The sequence below is a fragment of the Kitasatospora sp. NPDC056273 genome (assembly GCF_042268845.1).
In the GTDB taxonomy this organism is placed as follows: domain Bacteria; phylum Actinomycetota; class Actinomycetes; order Streptomycetales; family Streptomycetaceae; genus Kitasatospora.
This window is the reverse complement of record NZ_JBHJSJ010000026.1, coordinates 90,626-105,539: the sequence shown is the minus strand read 5'-3', so window position 1 is coordinate 105,539 and position 14,914 is coordinate 90,626. Positions and strand designations below refer to the sequence as shown.

The following is a 14,914-nucleotide window of genomic DNA, read 5'->3' as shown; positions in this document are numbered from 1 at the left end:
GAGGAGCCCCCCATGATCGACCTGCACGGCAAGCGCGCGATCGTCACCGGCGCCGCCTCCGGCATCGGCCGGGCCACCGCCGCCCTGCTCGCCGAACTCGGCGCCGCCGTCGTCCTCCTGGACCTCGACGCCGAGCGCGGCGAACAGGCCGCCAAGGAGATCGGCGGCACCTTCGTCCGCTGCGACGTCTCCCGACGCGCCGACTGCGAGCGGGCCGTCCGCACCGCCGTCGAGCAGCACGGCGGCGTGGACGTGCTGTTCAACAACGCGGGCATCATCCGCCGCTCCACCGTCACCGAGATCAGCGACGAGGACTGGGACCTGGTGATGGCCGTCAACGTCCGCTCGATCATGCTGCTCAGCGGACTGGTGGTGCCGCTGATGGCGGCGAGCGGCGGCGGCAGCATCGTCAACACCGGCTCCGGCTGGGGCATCAAGGGCGGCGGCCGGGCCATCTCCTACTGCGCCTCCAAGGGCGCCGTGGTCAACATGACCCGGGCGATGGCCATCGACCACGGCCCGGACAACATCCGGGTCAACTGCGTCTGCCCGGGCGACACCGACACCGGCATGCTCGCCGAGGAGGCCCGCCAACTCGGCGAGAGCCCCGACGCCTTCTACACCGACGCCGCCGACCGCCCGCTCGGCCGGATCGGCCAGCCCCGGGACATCGCGCAGACCGTCGCCTTCCTGGCCAGCGACGCCGCCGCCTTCGTCAGCGGCGCGGTCATCGCCGTGGACGGCGCCGGTACGGCCTGACCGACCACCCGCCAGGACCCGGCCCGGGCGGTCGGGCACCGGTGGCCCGGGCGCCCGACCGCTGGTGGCCGGCCGCCCGGCCACCGGTGCCGGTCGCCCGGCCGGTACGCTACCGACCAGGAAGAAGGGAAGCCCGATGGCGATCGAGCGGCGTCCGCTGCGCGAGCAGGTCAAGGACGAACTCCTGGAGCAGCTCGGCCGCGGCCGGTTCACCCCCGGCGAGTCGATCAACGAGGTCCAGCTCGCCGAGGAACTGGGCGTGAGCCGAACCCCCCTGCGCGAGGCCCTGATCAGCCTGGAGCGCGAGGGCATCATCACCAGCGAACGCGGCAAGGGCTTCCGCTTCGCCCCCACCGGCAAACAGGAGTTCCTCGACCTCACCGCGATCGTCATCGCCCTGGAGTCGCTGGCCCTGCGCACCTCCGACCCGGCCCACCTGGCCGAGATCGCCCCCCGGCTGCTCGCCGAGGCCCGCGCCTTCTCCGCCCCGCAGGCCCCGCACGGCACGATAGAGCGCCACGACGACGCCTGGCACGCCCTGCTGCTCTCCGGCTGCGCCAACGCCCGGCTGCGCGAGATGATCGACTCGCTGAAGCTCACCCTGCACCGCTACGAGCGGGTGGTGGTCGGCGACCACGAGATCCTGGAGCGCGCCGCCGAGGAGCACGAGCGGATCGCCCAGTGCCTGCTGGACGGCGACATCGACCAGGCCGTCGCCGCACTGGAGGCCAACTGGACCGGTGGCATGGAACGCATCCTGCACCGGCTGCCCCCGGTCGCCGCGTTCTGAGCCGCCTGCCCCGGGAGCCGCGTTCCGAGCCGGTCGCCGCGTTCGAGCCGGCCCGTCAGCCCAGCAGTTCCGGGACGCCCGGGGCGAGCCAGTGCAGCCGGTCGGCCAGGCCGGCCGCCTCGAACCGCGCGGTGGTCTCCGCCCGCCCCTCGGTGAAGTGCTCCCACGAGGTGTAGTGGACGGGGACGACCCGGCGGGCACCGAGCGAGGCGGTGAGCGCGGCGGCCTGCGCCCCGTCCATGGTGATCAGCCCACCGCCGCCGAAGGCCTCGATCCGGGCCGCGCCGAGGTGCAGGAAGGCCGTACCGATCCGGAACCTCCGCCCCACCGCGTCCAGTTCGGGGATGTGGACGGTGTCACCCGAGATGTAGAGCGCCTCCTCCTCGCCGGGCGCCTCGACGACGAAGCCGGTCACGTCCCCGACCGGACCGTGCAGGCCCGGCGTGCCGGTCACCCGCAGGGTCCGGCTGTCCACCGTCAGGGTGCGGCTCTGCCAGGGCGCCAGCCCGAGCGCGCCGCCGCCGAGCCGGGCGGCCCCGCTGACGGTGGTCAGCACCGGCCGCCCGGCGAGCAGGGTCCGGCCGGTGGCGTCCAGGTTGTCCGGGTGCTCGTCGTGGCTGAGCAGCACGGCGTCCACCGGCGGCAGCTCGTGCGCACCGATCGCCGGAGCACCCGTGCTACGCAGAACCACCGGGTCGTGCCGGTACTCGGCCGGAGCCGGATCGAAGACGGGGTCGGTGAGCAGCCGCAGCCCGCCGACCTCCAGCAGGACGGTCGCGGTGCCGATGTGGGTGGCCTTGATCTTCACAGTGTTCGTTCCCTCGCGGTGAATTGACGGTCGGTCAGTTGTCGGTCCGGACGCGGAAGCGGCTCCGGTAGTCCCCCGGCGTGGTGGAGAGCCGGTCCCGGAACACCCGGTGCAGGGTCTCGACGGAGCCGAAGCCGCAGGCCCGGGCGACCCCCGGCAGCGGGTGGTCGGTGCGCTCCATCAGCCGGCGCGCCGCCTCCAGCCGCAGCTCCTCGACGTACGCCCCGGGCGTCGTACCGGTCTCCGCACGGAAGACCCGGGCGAAGTGCCGCTCGCTCATGGCGAGCCGGCCGGCGAGGACGGGCACCGACAGGTCGGCGTCCAGGTGCTCGCCGATCCAGCGGCGCAGGTCCCGCAGGTCCGCCCGGCCGCCCGCGCGGTGGGCCAGCGGAACGCTGAACTGGCTCTGGCCGCCAGGGCGTTGCAGGTACATCACCATGATCCTGGCGATCTCCAGCGCGAGGTCGTCGCCGTGGTCCTCGGCGACCAGCGCCAGGGTGAGGTCCATCGAGGTGCTCAGGCCGGCGCTGGTCCACATCCGCCCGGAGCGGATGAACACCGGATCGGCGTCCACCTCGACGGCCGGGTGGTCGGCGGCCAGCCGCTCGGCGGTCGCCCAGTGGGTGGTCGCGCGGTGCCCGTCCAGCAGCCCGGCCGCCGCGGTGACGTGCGCGCCCGCGCAGACCGAGGCGACCCGTCCGGCCCGTGGCCCGGCCTCCCGCAGCCAGGCCACCACGGCCTGGTCCACCCGGGGCACCGGCCCGTCCGGCCCCAGGTCCACCCGGCCCGGCACCAGCACCGTGTCCGCGCGGACCCGCGCCTGCGCCAACGTCCCGGTCACGTGCAGCGGCACCCCCGAGAAGGTCTCCACCGGCCCGCTCCGCTCGGCGCACACCCGTACCTCGTACCCGGGCCGCCCGGGCGGCAGCAGCCGGCCGGCGAGCGCGAAGATCTCGGCGGGCCCGGCCACGTCCAGCGCGTTCACCCCGGGGAACACCGGGACCACGACCAGATGCGGCAGGCGGAGTGCGTCGTCCATGCCCCCACCCTCGCCCGGAGGCGGCTCTGGCGGCAATGACGGGACTCTGCAACATCCGGCCATCGGCCCGGGTCCTCTCGTCATCCGAAAGAGAGGACCTACGCCCCCGGCCGTACCGCCCCCGCGACCAGCGCCCGATTGACCCTCCTCCGCCTCCCGGCGGCAGGATGGCCCGCATGTGGGGCAAGTGGATCGACTGCCGGGTACGGCCCGGAGCACGCGAGGCGTTCGCCGCCGGCCAGCGCCGCTGGTCGGCGATCTCCGACCAGCCGGGCCTGGTCGGCCAGGCCGGCGGCTGGGCACCGGACGGCGACCGCGCCCTCCTGCTCGCCCTGTGGGCCGACGAGCCCGCCTACACCCGCTTCCTGCGCGAACGCCACGACCGGGCCGCCGCCGACGCCGCCCAGCACTCCGCCTACAGCGCGATCGAGGTCGCCACCGGCCCGGTCGTCCTCACCATGCCGGGCTCCTCCCCGTCCCTCCCCGACGCCCTCACCCGCGCCACCGTCCTGCGGGCCGCCGACTGCCGCCTCCACCCGGGGCGCGCCGACCACTTCCTCGACGTCCAACACCGCCTCTGGGCCCCGGGCATGGCCGCCGCCGACGGCATGCTCGGCGGCGCCGTCACCCGCCTCGCGCCCGACCGCTACCTCGTCACCACCCTCTGGACCACCCCCGCCGCCCACCACGCCTACACCACCGACCACCTCCCTGCCCTGCTCTCCCGCGCCGCCGTCCCCACGGACGTCCACACCCTCACCGGGCACCTGCTCCCGCTCGAACCGTCCTGGCTGGTCCTCCCCGTCCGGTCGCCGTAGCGGGGCCTGTCAGGGGCCGGCCCTACACTCCGGGCCATGTCACTGCCGCACTCCGTAGGCTCCGTCGACGACCAGCTGTCGGTCCTCGACTCCCTCCTCGCCGCCCCGTTCCCCGAGCGCGCGGACACGAGGACCGAGCACGGCTGGGGCGGCCCCGGGCACCAGCTCGCCGTGCTCCGGGCGAGCCGCGACTTCTGGGACGACCCGGGCCCCGAGACCGTCACCGAGGCCGAGGACGAACTCGAAGCCGACCTCACCGCCCTGACCGCCGTCCTGACCGACCGCTGGGGCGCCCCGGACACGATCGACCTCTGGTCCCACCTCGGGTACGACCAGCCGGACTTCGCCGACACCGACGGGCCCGAGCCGCTGGTCTCCCTGGCCTCCCTCGTCTTCCACCTGCCGGTGTGGCGGGTGCCGTCCACCGGGCGCTGGGTGGGCCTGATCATCGGGCAGGCCGACCGGGAGTTCCCGCTCGAACTCCTGGTCGCGATCGGCGAGGAGTCCTGCCTACCGCGGTGAGCCCCCTCGCGCCGTCGCCGCCGGACCGGGCGCCGACCGCGCGGGGCCGCGCCGCGCCGTCACCCCGGCGCCCCCGGCCGGTGGGCGTCGCAGTACCAGCCGCCCGGATACAGCCGGGCTCCCGGCGCTCCACACGGGATCCGGCCCGCCGAGCAGATCTCCCTCCGCACCGGCGGGATCACCCGATCGGAGGTGAGCGGCTCGCCCACCGGGTCGTACGGGTCCCCGGGCAGCAGCAGCCGATGCGGCGGGCGGTGCGGAGCACGGCGCCGCTCCGGCACCCGCGGGTGGTCGGCCCCGCGCTGACGCGGGACCACCGGCCGGTCCGTCCGGTCCGCCAGCACCCCGCCGTTGGCGAGGAAGCGGCGCCGGTCCGCCTCGGGCGCCCAGAAGCGCAGCGGGCCGCCGTTCCGGGTCCGTTGGGTGATCGGCACATACACGCCGCCGGCGACCCGGCGCACGAAGTCGTCGATCCGCGGGACCAGCACCGCCCACGTCGGGTGCCACCGCCCGCAGCGGCCGCCGCCGCCGCGCACCTGGCAGGGCCGCGGGCTGACGCGGTCGCACTTCAGCAGTTGGAGGGTCCGCACCCCGCCGCGCAGCAGCAGGTCGCGGTCCTCGCGGATGGCCCGGGCCGGCAGGTTGTCGGTGCGCACCCAGTGGACCTGGTCGATGAGCGGCGCGTTCGGGTCGACGGTGTGCCAGACCGCGGTGATGCCGTCCTCCCGCACCAGCCGGTTCCGACGCCGGACGGACTGCGCGCTGACGTACGAGAGTTGGGGCTCGAATCCGAACCGGCGGCCGTCCACGCCGGTGACCAGGACGGCGGGCCGCCGCCCGTCGGCCGTCCCGGCCCCGATCTCGACGGCGTGCCCGTCGCTCTCGGCGGCCCGGGCGTAGCGCTCCTGGTAGGCCTTGCGCTGCTCGTCCTGGGCAGCGGTGTGGGCCCGGCGGTGCGGGTTGTGGTGGGAGGCGATGCGCCGACCGCGCCGGAACGACAGGTACATCCACTCCGGCTGGTCGGGGCGGGCGTCCCGGCAGGTGGGGCAGAGCAGCCCGCGCTGGGCCACCGGCCGCCGGTCGGCGCGCAGCCGGTGCCACAGGCCGGGCTGTTCGGGGACACCGAGGTCGTCTCGGTCGAGGTCGAGGAGGCGGTCGAGGTCGGTGTTGAAGACCAGGTTGCGCGTAGGGAGTTCACCGTCGTACTCGTTCATGGCGTCTCATCTCTGCCATCAACCACGAGAGGGAACTTCCAGTCTGCACCGGGGTACCGACACCCGGGCCCGCTACCGTGCTGCCGGACGGAGCCGAGGGTGCACGGAGGGCGCAATGACGGACAGGGGTTTGCGGGAGCGGAACCAGCGGGAGCGCGGGTTCGAGGTGCGGGCGATCGGGTGGGTGGAGTCGCCCTTGCTGGAGCGGGCGGGGGCGCCGAGGCAGGGGGACGAGGGCGCGCCGGAGGCGTGGGTGGCCTTCGAGGCCGGGGTGGAGCGGGGGCTGCGGGACCTGGTGGCCGGGCAGGAGGTGCTGCTGCTGACCTGGCTGCACCGGGCGGACCGGGAGGTCTTGGCGGTGCGTCCGCGCGGGGACCGCTCCCGGCCGGAGACCGGGGTGTTCGCGACCCGCTCGCCGGACCGGCCGAACCCGATCGGGCTGCACCGGGTCACCGTCCTGGCCGTGGACGGCCCGCGGCTGCGGGTCAGCGGACTGGAGGCGATCGACGGCACCCCGGTGCTGGACGTGAAGCCGGTGCTGCCCGGGCTCGCCGAGCGGTAGCGGGTCGGCGGGGGCGCCCTCGCCGACCCGGGCAGCACCTGAGGCGACAGCGCGCGATCAGCGGCCCACCGTGGCGACGAGGCGGGCCAGGGCGGCCCGGGCGGGTGGGCCCCAGCTGGGCTTGCCGCCGGGGCGGCCATGGTCACCGGCGTGGCCGATGCGCAGGCAGGAGAGGGCGCGCAGCACCGCCCAGCCGCGGGCTCGGCGCAGGGTGGCGGGGTCCGGGGCGGGCCGGTAGGCCGCGTGGAAGCGGTCGGCGGCGCCGTCCGGCAGCAGGATCCAGGCGGCGGCGAGGTCACCGGCCGGGTCACCGGCGAAGAGGTCGCCGAAGTCGATCACACCGCAGAAGGTGCCGTCGGCGGTGAGCACGTTGGCCGGGTGCAGGTCGCCGTGGAGCCACAGGTCCGGGCCCGTCCACTCCGGCGCGGTGACGGCGTCCTCCCAGACCGCGCGGACGGCCTCCGGGTCGGGGAGCAGCCCCAGTTCGATGGCCGAGGCGAGCTGCCTCGCGAAGCCCTCGGCGTGGTCGGCCAGCGGTCCGCCGCGGCCGCGACCGGCGGGCGCACCGTCGGGGGCGGGGCGGTGAAGGGCGGTCAGGAAGGCGGCCAGGGTGTCGGCGGCCCGCGCGGCGCGGGTGGCGGGCGCGCGGTCGGCGGGCTCGCCCGGCACCCAGGTGGTGACGATCCACGGCCGCGGGAACCGCTCGGAGGGCTCGCCGAGGCGCTGTGGGACGGGGACGGGCAGCGGCAGGTGCGGGGCGAGGGCGGGCAGCCAGGCGTGTTCCTTGCGCAGCAGCTCGTCCGCCGACGTCGTCGCCCAGGGCAGCCGGACGGCGAGGTCGTCGCCGAGCCGCCACAGCTGGTTGTCCCAACCGCGCGCGCCGAGCGTCACGGGGCGGTCGGCCAGGTCGGGGTGCTGGTCGCGCAGCAGCGCGCGGACCAGCTCAGCGGTGATGTCGGTCCCGGTGTCGGTCATGCCGGGCAACGCTAGTCGGGCGGCGGGGGCGATGCCACGGGAACGGGAAAGGGCGCGCCGGGCCCCGGAGTTCGACGGGTGCCGTGCGCCGGCTGCGGAGCGACGGACGCACCCTCGGACGAGGGCGAGGACGTGCGGCGATCAGCCCGGCCGTTCCGGCTCCCTGTCCGCACCCGCCGCCGTCAGGGCCGGCGGGCGCGACACCTCCAGCCAGACCAGCTTCCCGCCGGCCTCGGGCCGGGAGCCCCAGGCGGCGGAGAGCCGGTCCACCACCCGCAGTCCGTGCCCGCCCGGGCGGCCCGCACCGGCGGACGGGCGCAGCCGCGGCGGGACGGGGCTGGCGTCCGCGACCTCCACCCGCAGCCGGGCACCGTCCCAGTGGAGCCGCAGCTCGCTCGGGCCGCCGGGGGCGTACAGACAGGCGTTGGCGACCAGCTCGGCGACCATCAGCAGGACGTCCTCGGCGGCGGCCCGCCGGTCCTCGTCGACGGCCGGCAGCCACTGCCAGGACACCAGCGCCCGTCGGCTGAACTCGCGGCTGCGCCGCACCGTGCCGGGGCCGCCTTCCAGCGCCAGTCGCCTGACCTGCTCCCGGCCTGGCGGCCCACCGTTCCCGGGGCGGTCCACGGCCTGCCTCCTCACCTCGGTTCGGCCCGGCCGGTGCGCTGGTGGCCGGGGTGGAGCCGTGGCACGCGGTCGGCCCCGATTCTCGCGAGCAGCCGTGGCCCGGCCGTCCGAGCCGCCGATCGCGCCTCCGGCCGGGCGTCCGGCTCGTGGTCCGGCGGGGACGGCGCGGGGCCGTCACCGGGTGCGCGGTGCCAGGCGGGCCTCACCACAGGTGCGAGCGGGAGCACCGTCCGTCGGCCGTCCATGCCCCGCGCCTGCCCGTTCCCCGCCGGTGCACACGCGCCGTCCGTTCCGTACCACCCCCGGATCGCGCCCGGACGTTAGAGCCCGCCGCAACGGGGCAGCCGCCCCGGTGACGGGGCGGAACGGACGGTGCCCGCAGGCCGCTCGCCCGTCCGCACCGCCCCGGTCCCGACCGAGCCGCTCGAACACCTGGAGGACGAGGACAGGCCCGTGAGATTCCTCGACCGCAGCACCGCCGGCCACCAGCTGGCCCTCAGGCTCGCCCCGCTGCTGGGCGGGCGGGCCGGTGCCGAGCTGGTGGTCCTCGGCCTGGCCCCCGGCGGGCTGCCGGTGGCGGCCGAGGTCGCCGAGTCGCTGGGCGCCCCGCTCGACGCCACGGTGGTCCGGCCGCTGACCGTGCCCGGCCACGACCGCCCGGTCGGCGCGATCGCCGACGGCGACCCGCCGCTGCTCGACCGGTACGCCCTGGAGAGCCTCGGGATCACCTCGGCTGAACTGGACGCGAGCGTCAGACGGGAGCGGGTCGAGGTCCACCGCCGCGAGGCGCTCTACCGCCCTGGCCGGGCCCGGCTCCCGCTGAGCGGGCGCACCGCCGTCCTGGTCTCCGACGGGCTGACCGACGCGCTCACCGCCCGGGCGGCCCTCCACGCCCTGGCCGCCGACCACCCGGAGCGGCTGATCCTCGCGGCGCCGGTCGGCGACGCCCGGATCGCGGCCGACCTGCGCCGGGACGTGGACGCGGTGGTCTGCCTGCACCTGCCCCGCTACGCGCACGCCGCCGGGCCCTGGTACGGCGAGTTCCACGAGGTCACCGACCGCGAGGCGGCCGTCCTGCTGCAGCGGCGCACCCCGGCGGACGGCCCGGACTGACGATCGGACGGCCCCGGCCCGAAAACCCGTTTGCCCGGCGAGGCGTGCACGGACCATCCTCCTGCCATGAACCATCCCCAGCACGTCATCGCCCTGGACGGGGCCACCCTGCGCCGCTTCGACGGCGAGGCGGATCTGCCCGAGTTCTTCGCCGTCATCGAGGAGTCGCTGGAGCACCTGCGGCCCTGGATGCCCTGGGTGGGCGAGCACAGCCGCGCCAAGACCGCCGAGTTCCTCGCCGGCCGCGCGGAACTCTGGGCGAACGGGCGGGACTTCACGTACGCGATCGTGCTCGACGGCGCGATCGTCGGTGCCTGCGGGCTGTTCCGGCGCGAGGACACTCCGGACGAGGTCCGCGAGATCGGCTACTGGCTGCACCCTGCCGTCACCGGGCGCGGGCTGGCCACCCGGACGGCGCGGGCCCTGGCCGACGAGGCCTTCCGCCTCCCCGGGGTGGAGGCCGTCGAGATCGTCCACGACCCGGCCAACCGGGCCAGCGGCGCCGTCCCGGCCCGCCTCGGCTTCACCGAGCACCTGCGCCGTCCCGCCGAGGTGCTCGCCCCGGCGGAGACCGGGGAGGAACTGGTCTGGCGGCTGCCCAAGGAACGGGCCTCGGCTCAATAACCCGGTGACCCCGGCGGTCCGCAGCCAGGGGGGAGCGTGCGGACCGCCGGGTGCGCCGGCCGGACGGGACGGTCCGGCGGCGCGTCGGGGGCGGACGCGGTCGGAGACCTCTGGCTCCGCGCGGAGCGCCCCATCTCGCACTCCGCGTTCCCGCCGTGGACCTCACCCACGGCATCGCGCGTTCACTCCCGTGCCCAGGAGACCCTCCCCACCCTCGCCGATAACACTTTCTTCCGACTCTTCCGATCGCGCTCCTGATGAAGCCAGTTGACGATTCATCACACCATCTGAGGCGCGCTATGGCGGAGCAGGAAGTCGGGCTAGGATCACGGCATGGTCACCGCCCGGTCGCCGTTGCGTACACGACGCGCCCACCCCCGAGGGGTGGCGGCGCGGCTGTTCTGGCTGGGCGCCCTGCTGATGGCCGTGTTCGCGTCCCACGGGTTCAGCGCGGAGACCGGCGCCGGGCACACCGATCCGATCCGGATCGTCTGGTCCGCCCACGCCACGGCGGCGGGCGACAGCCCCCAGGCTCCGAACGCCCCGAAGGCTCCGCAGCCCACGCGGCCCGCCCACCAGCAGGAGCACGGCGAGGACGCCGACCACCCCGGCGGCGAGTGCCTGTCCGGGAAACCCGAGGACGGCCCCGACGCCGAGGCCGCCTGGTCGGCCGTCGCCGCCCAGCCCACCCTCGGGGACGCCGCACCGGCGCCCGACCCGACGGGCCCGACGGCCGGAGGCACCGGAGACGCCGGAGCCGGGGGGAGCACCGCTCCCGGAACACTCGAACCCCCGCACCGGATCGCCCGGCTGAGGGTCTAGACCGGCCCCGGGCCGCGCCCCGCCCCTGTGCCCGCCTCGCGGCGCGCGGGTCGGCGCCCATCGCCCGCGTCCGCCCCCTCCGCCCCCGCGATCCGCTGCCGCCCCCGCGCGGCCGCGCGGAGTCCCGTCATGCCCATCAGGCTCCTGGCCGCGCTGCTGCTCGGCCTGTTCTCCCTGCTGCCCGTCGGCTGCCCGCAGCAGCACCTCGACCCCCATCCGCTCCGCTCCCCCGCCGCGGCCACCGCCCCGGCCGAGCCGGGCGACTTCCCCGCCGACTCCCTGGAGCGGCACTGCGCGACCGGGGAGGCCGCCGCGCCCGCGCAGCGGTCCGTCCGGTCGACGGCCCTGCCCGCTCCGTCCCCGGCCACCGCCCCCGGCGGGGACCGGGCGGAGCCTGCCGCGCTCCGCCCGACGGCCGCCGCCGGGTGCGCCGCCCGTACGTCCGGGCCGAGAGGCCCGTTGCTGGTCACCGGTCGGTGGCGGATATAGCGGCTCGGTGTCCGTCCGAGCTGCCGTACCTTCCGCCAACCTCCCGACAGGAGAAGAGACATGATGTCCCTCACCCATCGCACGGACGACCACGCGGCCCTCAGCGGCCTGGTCGGCAACACCCCGGTCCTGCGGATCGGCGAGCCGCTCGCCCCGGCGGGCCGCGGTTTCTGGGCCAAGCTGGAGGGCTTCAACCCCGGTGGCATCAAGGACCGCCCGGCCCTGCACATGGTCCAACGGGCCCGGGCCCGGGGCGAGTTGCGCCCGGGCGGTCGGATCGTGGAGTCCACCAGCGGCACGCTGGGACTGGGGCTCGCGCTGGCCGGCATGGTGTACCGGCACCCGGTCACGCTGGTCACCGACCCGGGGCTGGAGCCGACCATGACCAGGCTGCTCACCGCGTACGGCGCCGAGGTGGAGGCGGTCGCCAGTGCGCACCCGCGGGGCGGCTGGCAGCAGGCCCGGCGCGACCGGGTGGCCGAACTGCTGGCCCGCCACCCGGGATCGTGGTGCCCCGACCAGTACAACAACCCCGACAACACCACCGCCTACACCCCGCTGGCGCTGGAGCTCGCCGCCCAACTGGGCCACCTGGACGTGCTGGTGTGCAGCGTCGGCACCGGCGGGCACTCGGCCGGCACCTCGCGCGTCCTGCGCCAGCTCTACCCGGGGCTGCGGGTGGTCGGGGTGGACACCGTCGGCTCCACGATCTTCGGCCAGCCCGCCCGGACCCGGCTGATGCGCGGCCTGGGCTCCAGCATCTACCCGCGCAACGTCGCCTACCAGGCCTTCGACGAGGTCCACTGGGTCGCCCCGGCCGAGGCCGTCTGGACCTGCCGCCGGCTGGCCGCCTCGCACTACGCCACCGGCGGCTGGAGCGTCGGCGCGGTCGCCCTGGTGGCCGGCTGGCTGGCCCGTACCCGGCCCGCCGGCACCCGGATCGCCGCGATCTTCCCGGACGGACCGCAGCGCTACCTCGGCACCGTCTACGACGACGAGTACGGCGCCGCGCACGACCTGCTGGACCACCCGCCGGCGGACGGCCCGGACGAGCTCGCCCGGCCGGACGAGCGGGAGGTCACCCGCTGGACCCGCTGCGCCGAGGTGGTCGACCCGCTGACCCTCCCGGGCGCCCCCGGCGGTGCCGCGTGAGGGGGCTGACCGCCCAGTTCCGGGGCCACGAGCGCAGCGTCCGGCTGCTGATGGTCAACCAGTTCACCATCAATCTGGGCTTCTACATGCTGATGCCCTACCTGGCCGCGCACCTGTCCGGCGGCCTGGGCCTGGCCGGCTGGACGGTCGGGCTGGTGCTCGGGGTGCGCAACTTCACCCAGCAGGGCATGTTCCTGGTCGGCGGCACGCTGGCCGACCGGTTCGGCTACAAGCCGCTGATCGTGGCGGGCTGCCTGCTGCGCACCGCCGGCTTCGCCGCGCTCGGCCTCTCCTCCTCGCTGCCCGCCCTGGTGGCGGCCTCGGCGGCCACCGGCCTGGCCGGGGCGCTGTTCAACCCGGCCGTGCGGGCGTACCTGGCGCGGGACGCGGGCGAGGAGCGGCGGGTGGCCGCGTTCGCGCTGTTCAACGTCTTCTACCAGGCGGGCGTCCTGCTCGGCCCGCTGGTCGGCATGGCGCTGACGGCGGTGGACTTCCGCACCACCTGCCTGGTCGCGGCCGGGGTGTTCGCGGTGCTCAGCGCGGTGCAGATCCGGTCGCTGCCGGCCCGCCGGGGCTCCGGGCCGGACGAGGGGCACGAGCGTACGGGTGTCCTCGCGCAGTGGCGCGGGGTGCTGGCCAACCGGCCGTTCCTGCTCTTCGCGGGCGCGATGACCGGCTCGTACGTGCTGTCCTTCCAGGTGTACCTGGCGCTGCCGCTGGAGGTCCGCCGGCTGGGCGGCGGCGGCACCGGCGGGACGGTGGCGACGGCGCTGCTGTTCGTGGTGTCCGGGCTGGGCACGATCCTGCTCCAGACCAGGGTGACGGCCTGGTGCCGGGCCCGGATCGCGCCGGGGACGGCCCTGGTCGCGGGGGTGGCCGTGATGGGCGCGGCCTTCCTGCCGCTGCTCGCCGCCTCGGCCCTGCCTGTTCCCGAGGCGGGCCCCGGGCGCTGGGCGCTGGCCGCAGGGCCGCCGGCGCTGGCCGCGTTCCTGCTGGCCCTGGGCACGGTGCTGGCGTACCCGTTCGAGATGGACACCGTGGTCCGGCTCTCCGGGGACCGCCTGGTCGCCACCCACTACGGGCTCTACAACACCGTCTGCGGGGTCGGCATCACCCTCGGGAACCTGCTGACCGGCGCGGCCCTGGACGCCGCCCGCGCGGCCGGGCTCGCCGCGCTCCCCTGGCTGGCGCTGTGCGCCCTCGGGGCGGCGTGCGCGCTCTCGCTGCGCGCCCTCCACCGCGGCCGCCGGCTCGCCGGGTCCGAACCGCTGCCCGCCGTGTAGGAGCGGCACGGCAGCCGCCGAACGGCGGACCCGCGGGCTCACTCCTGAGCCTGCGGGTCCGCCGACACCCCATCAGAAAGCTTGTACCGAACGGTCCGTTTCCTCATACTTCCGGTCAGCGCCGGTCAGGAGCTGATCATCCGCCGTGCTTCCGGAGAGCACCGGCCGGGGTCCGCCCATCGCCTGACCGCGCTTCACGGCCCCAACCCTCAGGGCCGTCGCCCCCCTCTGGAGGAGATCGGTGAGGACCATGCGCCCCACGCCCCGCACCGGCACCACACCCGGCACCACCCGCCGTACCGGCCGTACGCGCCGCTTCCGCCTGCTCGCCGCCGCCCTGGGCCTGCTGACCGCCACCGCGGTCGCCGCGCCGGGCGCCGCAGCCACTCCCATCCCCACCGCCCCCACCGTCCCCACGGCCCCCACCGCCCGACCGGAGCAGCTCCTGGCGGTCAGCGAGGCCATCCTGGGCGCCGAGGTCAACGGCACCGCCTGGTACGTCGACGAGGCCGCCGGACACGTCGTGGTGACCGCCGACAGCACCGTCTCCCCGGTCTCGCTCGCCAAGCTGATGAGCTCCGCCGGCGCCGACGCGTCCACCATCACCGTCCACCGCGTCCCCGGCGCGTTCACCCCGCTGCTCGCCGGCGGCGACGCCATCTACGGCGGCCAGTACCGCTGCTCGCTCGGCTTCAACGTGGTCAGCGGCAGCACCTACTACTTCCTCACCGCCGGGCACTGCGGCAACGTCGCCGCCAACTGGTACACCGACGTCAACCACGCCAACCTGATCGGCCCGACCATCGGCTCGACCTTCCCCGGCCACGACTACGCGCTGGTCCGCTACGACAACGGCGCGCTCAGCCACCCGGGCGGCTTCACCTCCGCCCCGGACGCCGTCGTCGGCGAGGCGGTGCAGCGCACCGGCTCGACCACCGGCACCCACGGCGGCACCGTCACCGGGCTCAACGCCACCGTGCGCTACACGGACGGCAGCACCGTCCGCGGCCTGATCCAGACCAACGTCTGCGCCGAGCAGGGCGACTCGGGCGGCCCGCTGTACGACGGGGCCAAGGCGCTCGGCCTCACCTCGGGCGGCAGCGGCGACTGCACCTCGGGCGGGACGACCTTCTACCAGCCCGTCAACGCGGCGCTCTCCGCGTACCAGGTCAGCGTGTACTGACACCGGCCGCTCCTTGCGAGCCGTGGGGGGGGGGGGCCCCGGCGGGGGCGGGGCCGCGCCGGGCCGGGGGGGGGGGGGGGGGGGGAGCGGGGGGCGCGCGGACGCGGACCACCCGCGCGAGGCGGAGCGCGCGC

Annotated in this window: 17 protein-coding genes; 12 read left to right on the top strand and 5 right to left on the bottom strand. The window is 76.0% G+C overall.

All coding sequences use genetic code 11. From position 1 onward, the window contains the following. Positions 1–12: 12 nt before the first annotated feature. Positions 13–759 carry an SDR family NAD(P)-dependent oxidoreductase gene (locus ACFCY1_RS23480; RefSeq protein WP_375875941.1) on the top strand — a complete coding sequence of 249 codons (747 nt, stop codon included), beginning with the start codon at positions 13–15 and terminating at the stop codon, positions 757–759. Between the two features lie 136 nt (positions 760–895). Next, the gene (locus ACFCY1_RS23475; protein ID WP_049657573.1) at positions 896–1,549 is read left to right on the top strand and encodes a GntR family transcriptional regulator; all 654 of its coding nucleotides are present in this window, start codon (positions 896–898) and stop codon (positions 1,547–1,549) included. A 55-nt stretch (positions 1,550–1,604) separates the two neighbouring features. Here the strand turns inward: ACFCY1_RS23475 and ACFCY1_RS23470 are convergent, their stop codons facing one another. Continuing rightward, a complete protein-coding gene (locus ACFCY1_RS23470) occupies positions 1,605–2,357 on the bottom strand; it encodes an MBL fold metallo-hydrolase (protein ID WP_375875940.1) in 753 nt (250 codons plus the stop codon). 34 nt (positions 2,358–2,391) lie between these two features. After that, positions 2,392–3,396 (bottom strand): GlxA family transcriptional regulator, encoded by a 1,005-nt coding sequence (locus ACFCY1_RS23465; RefSeq protein WP_375875939.1) that lies wholly within the window; start codon positions 3,394–3,396, stop codon positions 2,392–2,394. A 176-nt stretch (positions 3,397–3,572) separates the two neighbouring features. Here ACFCY1_RS23465 and ACFCY1_RS23460 point away from each other — a divergent pair, with 176 nt between their 5' ends. Both ACFCY1_RS23460 and ACFCY1_RS23455 read left to right on the top strand, forming a co-directional pair. Beyond that, the gene (locus ACFCY1_RS23460) at positions 3,573–4,214 is read left to right on the top strand and encodes a DUF4937 domain-containing protein (protein WP_375875938.1); all 642 of its coding nucleotides are present in this window, start codon (positions 3,573–3,575) and stop codon (positions 4,212–4,214) included. Between the two features lie 36 nt (positions 4,215–4,250). Further along, entirely contained in the window at positions 4,251–4,736 is a 486-nt protein-coding gene (locus ACFCY1_RS23455; RefSeq protein WP_117485715.1) for a hypothetical protein, read from the top strand. 59 nt (positions 4,737–4,795) lie between these two features. Here ACFCY1_RS23455 and ACFCY1_RS23450 read toward each other — a convergent pair whose 3' ends face one another. Beyond that, the gene (locus ACFCY1_RS23450) at positions 4,796–5,950 is read right to left on the bottom strand and encodes a hypothetical protein (RefSeq protein ID WP_375875937.1); all 1,155 of its coding nucleotides are present in this window, start codon (positions 5,948–5,950) and stop codon (positions 4,796–4,798) included. Positions 5,951–6,065: 115 nt separating this feature from the next. Between ACFCY1_RS23450 and tsaA the strand changes: the two genes are divergently transcribed. Further along, positions 6,066–6,512 carry a tRNA (N6-threonylcarbamoyladenosine(37)-N6)-methyltransferase TrmO gene (gene tsaA / locus ACFCY1_RS23445; protein WP_375875936.1) on the top strand — a complete coding sequence of 149 codons (447 nt, stop codon included), beginning with the start codon at positions 6,066–6,068 and terminating at the stop codon, positions 6,510–6,512. A gap of 57 nt (positions 6,513–6,569) precedes the next feature. Here the strand turns inward: tsaA and ACFCY1_RS23440 are convergent, their stop codons facing one another. Then, positions 6,570–7,487, bottom strand: coding sequence for an aminoglycoside phosphotransferase family protein (locus tag ACFCY1_RS23440; RefSeq protein WP_375875935.1), 918 nt, complete (start codon positions 7,485–7,487; stop codon positions 6,570–6,572). 141 nt (positions 7,488–7,628) lie between these two features. Further along, the gene (locus ACFCY1_RS23435; RefSeq protein WP_375875934.1) at positions 7,629–8,114 is read right to left on the bottom strand and encodes an ATP-binding protein; all 486 of its coding nucleotides are present in this window, start codon (positions 8,112–8,114) and stop codon (positions 7,629–7,631) included. Between the two features lie 453 nt (positions 8,115–8,567). Between ACFCY1_RS23435 and ACFCY1_RS23430 the strand changes: the two genes are divergently transcribed. The 7 genes from ACFCY1_RS23430 to ACFCY1_RS23400 all read left to right on the top strand — a co-directional run bounded on the left by ACFCY1_RS23430 (position 8,568) and on the right by ACFCY1_RS23400 (position 14,780). Further along, positions 8,568–9,227 carry a phosphoribosyltransferase gene (locus ACFCY1_RS23430; protein ID WP_375875933.1) on the top strand — a complete coding sequence of 220 codons (660 nt, stop codon included), beginning with the start codon at positions 8,568–8,570 and terminating at the stop codon, positions 9,225–9,227. A gap of 66 nt (positions 9,228–9,293) precedes the next feature. Beyond that, entirely contained in the window at positions 9,294–9,851 is a 558-nt protein-coding gene (locus ACFCY1_RS23425) for a GNAT family N-acetyltransferase (RefSeq protein ID WP_375875932.1), read from the top strand. Positions 9,852–10,184: 333 nt separating this feature from the next. Further along, the gene (locus tag ACFCY1_RS23420; RefSeq protein WP_375875931.1) at positions 10,185–10,673 is read left to right on the top strand and encodes a hypothetical protein; all 489 of its coding nucleotides are present in this window, start codon (positions 10,185–10,187) and stop codon (positions 10,671–10,673) included. Positions 10,674–10,802: 129 nt separating this feature from the next. Further along, positions 10,803–11,162, top strand: coding sequence for a hypothetical protein (locus ACFCY1_RS23415; protein WP_375875930.1), 360 nt, complete (start codon positions 10,803–10,805; stop codon positions 11,160–11,162). A gap of 63 nt (positions 11,163–11,225) precedes the next feature. Continuing rightward, the gene (locus tag ACFCY1_RS23410; protein ID WP_375875929.1) at positions 11,226–12,314 is read left to right on the top strand and encodes a PLP-dependent cysteine synthase family protein; all 1,089 of its coding nucleotides are present in this window, start codon (positions 11,226–11,228) and stop codon (positions 12,312–12,314) included. Between the two features lie 50 nt (positions 12,315–12,364). Continuing rightward, complete coding sequence (locus ACFCY1_RS23405) at positions 12,365–13,597, top strand: MFS transporter (protein ID WP_375875954.1); 1,233 nt, start codon at positions 12,365–12,367, stop codon at positions 13,595–13,597. 250 nt (positions 13,598–13,847) lie between these two features. Next, entirely contained in the window at positions 13,848–14,780 is a 933-nt protein-coding gene (locus ACFCY1_RS23400; RefSeq protein WP_375875928.1) for a S1 family peptidase, read from the top strand. The last annotated feature ends 134 nt before the right edge of the window (positions 14,781–14,914 follow it).

What these genes read in the sequence shown, in the direction of transcription:
- ACFCY1_RS23480 (WP_375875941.1), top strand. Translation starts at nt 13, where the DNA reads ATGATCGACCTGCACGGCAAGCGCGCGATCGTCACCGGCGCCGCCTCC.
- ACFCY1_RS23475 (WP_049657573.1), top strand. Translation starts at nt 896, where the DNA reads ATGGCGATCGAGCGGCGTCCGCTGCGCGAGCAGGTCAAGGACGAACTC.
- ACFCY1_RS23465 (WP_375875939.1), bottom strand. Translation starts at nt 3,396, where the DNA reads ATGGACGACGCACTCCGCCTGCCGCATCTGGTCGTGGTCCCGGTGTTC.
- ACFCY1_RS23460 (WP_375875938.1), top strand. Translation starts at nt 3,573, where the DNA reads ATGTGGGGCAAGTGGATCGACTGCCGGGTACGGCCCGGAGCACGCGAG.
- ACFCY1_RS23455 (WP_117485715.1), top strand. Translation starts at nt 4,251, where the DNA reads ATGTCACTGCCGCACTCCGTAGGCTCCGTCGACGACCAGCTGTCGGTC.
- ACFCY1_RS23450 (WP_375875937.1), bottom strand. Translation starts at nt 5,950, where the DNA reads ATGAACGAGTACGACGGTGAACTCCCTACGCGCAACCTGGTCTTCAAC.
- tsaA (WP_375875936.1), top strand. Translation starts at nt 6,066, where the DNA reads ATGACGGACAGGGGTTTGCGGGAGCGGAACCAGCGGGAGCGCGGGTTC.
- ACFCY1_RS23440 (WP_375875935.1), bottom strand. Translation starts at nt 7,487, where the DNA reads ATGACCGACACCGGGACCGACATCACCGCTGAGCTGGTCCGCGCGCTG.
- ACFCY1_RS23425 (WP_375875932.1), top strand. Translation starts at nt 9,294, where the DNA reads ATGAACCATCCCCAGCACGTCATCGCCCTGGACGGGGCCACCCTGCGC.
- ACFCY1_RS23420 (WP_375875931.1), top strand. Translation starts at nt 10,185, where the DNA reads ATGGTCACCGCCCGGTCGCCGTTGCGTACACGACGCGCCCACCCCCGA.
- ACFCY1_RS23415 (WP_375875930.1), top strand. Translation starts at nt 10,803, where the DNA reads ATGCCCATCAGGCTCCTGGCCGCGCTGCTGCTCGGCCTGTTCTCCCTG.
- ACFCY1_RS23410 (WP_375875929.1), top strand. Translation starts at nt 11,226, where the DNA reads ATGTCCCTCACCCATCGCACGGACGACCACGCGGCCCTCAGCGGCCTG.
- ACFCY1_RS23405 (WP_375875954.1), top strand. Translation starts at nt 12,365, where the DNA reads ATGGTCAACCAGTTCACCATCAATCTGGGCTTCTACATGCTGATGCCC.
- ACFCY1_RS23400 (WP_375875928.1), top strand. Translation starts at nt 13,848, where the DNA reads ATGCGCCCCACGCCCCGCACCGGCACCACACCCGGCACCACCCGCCGT.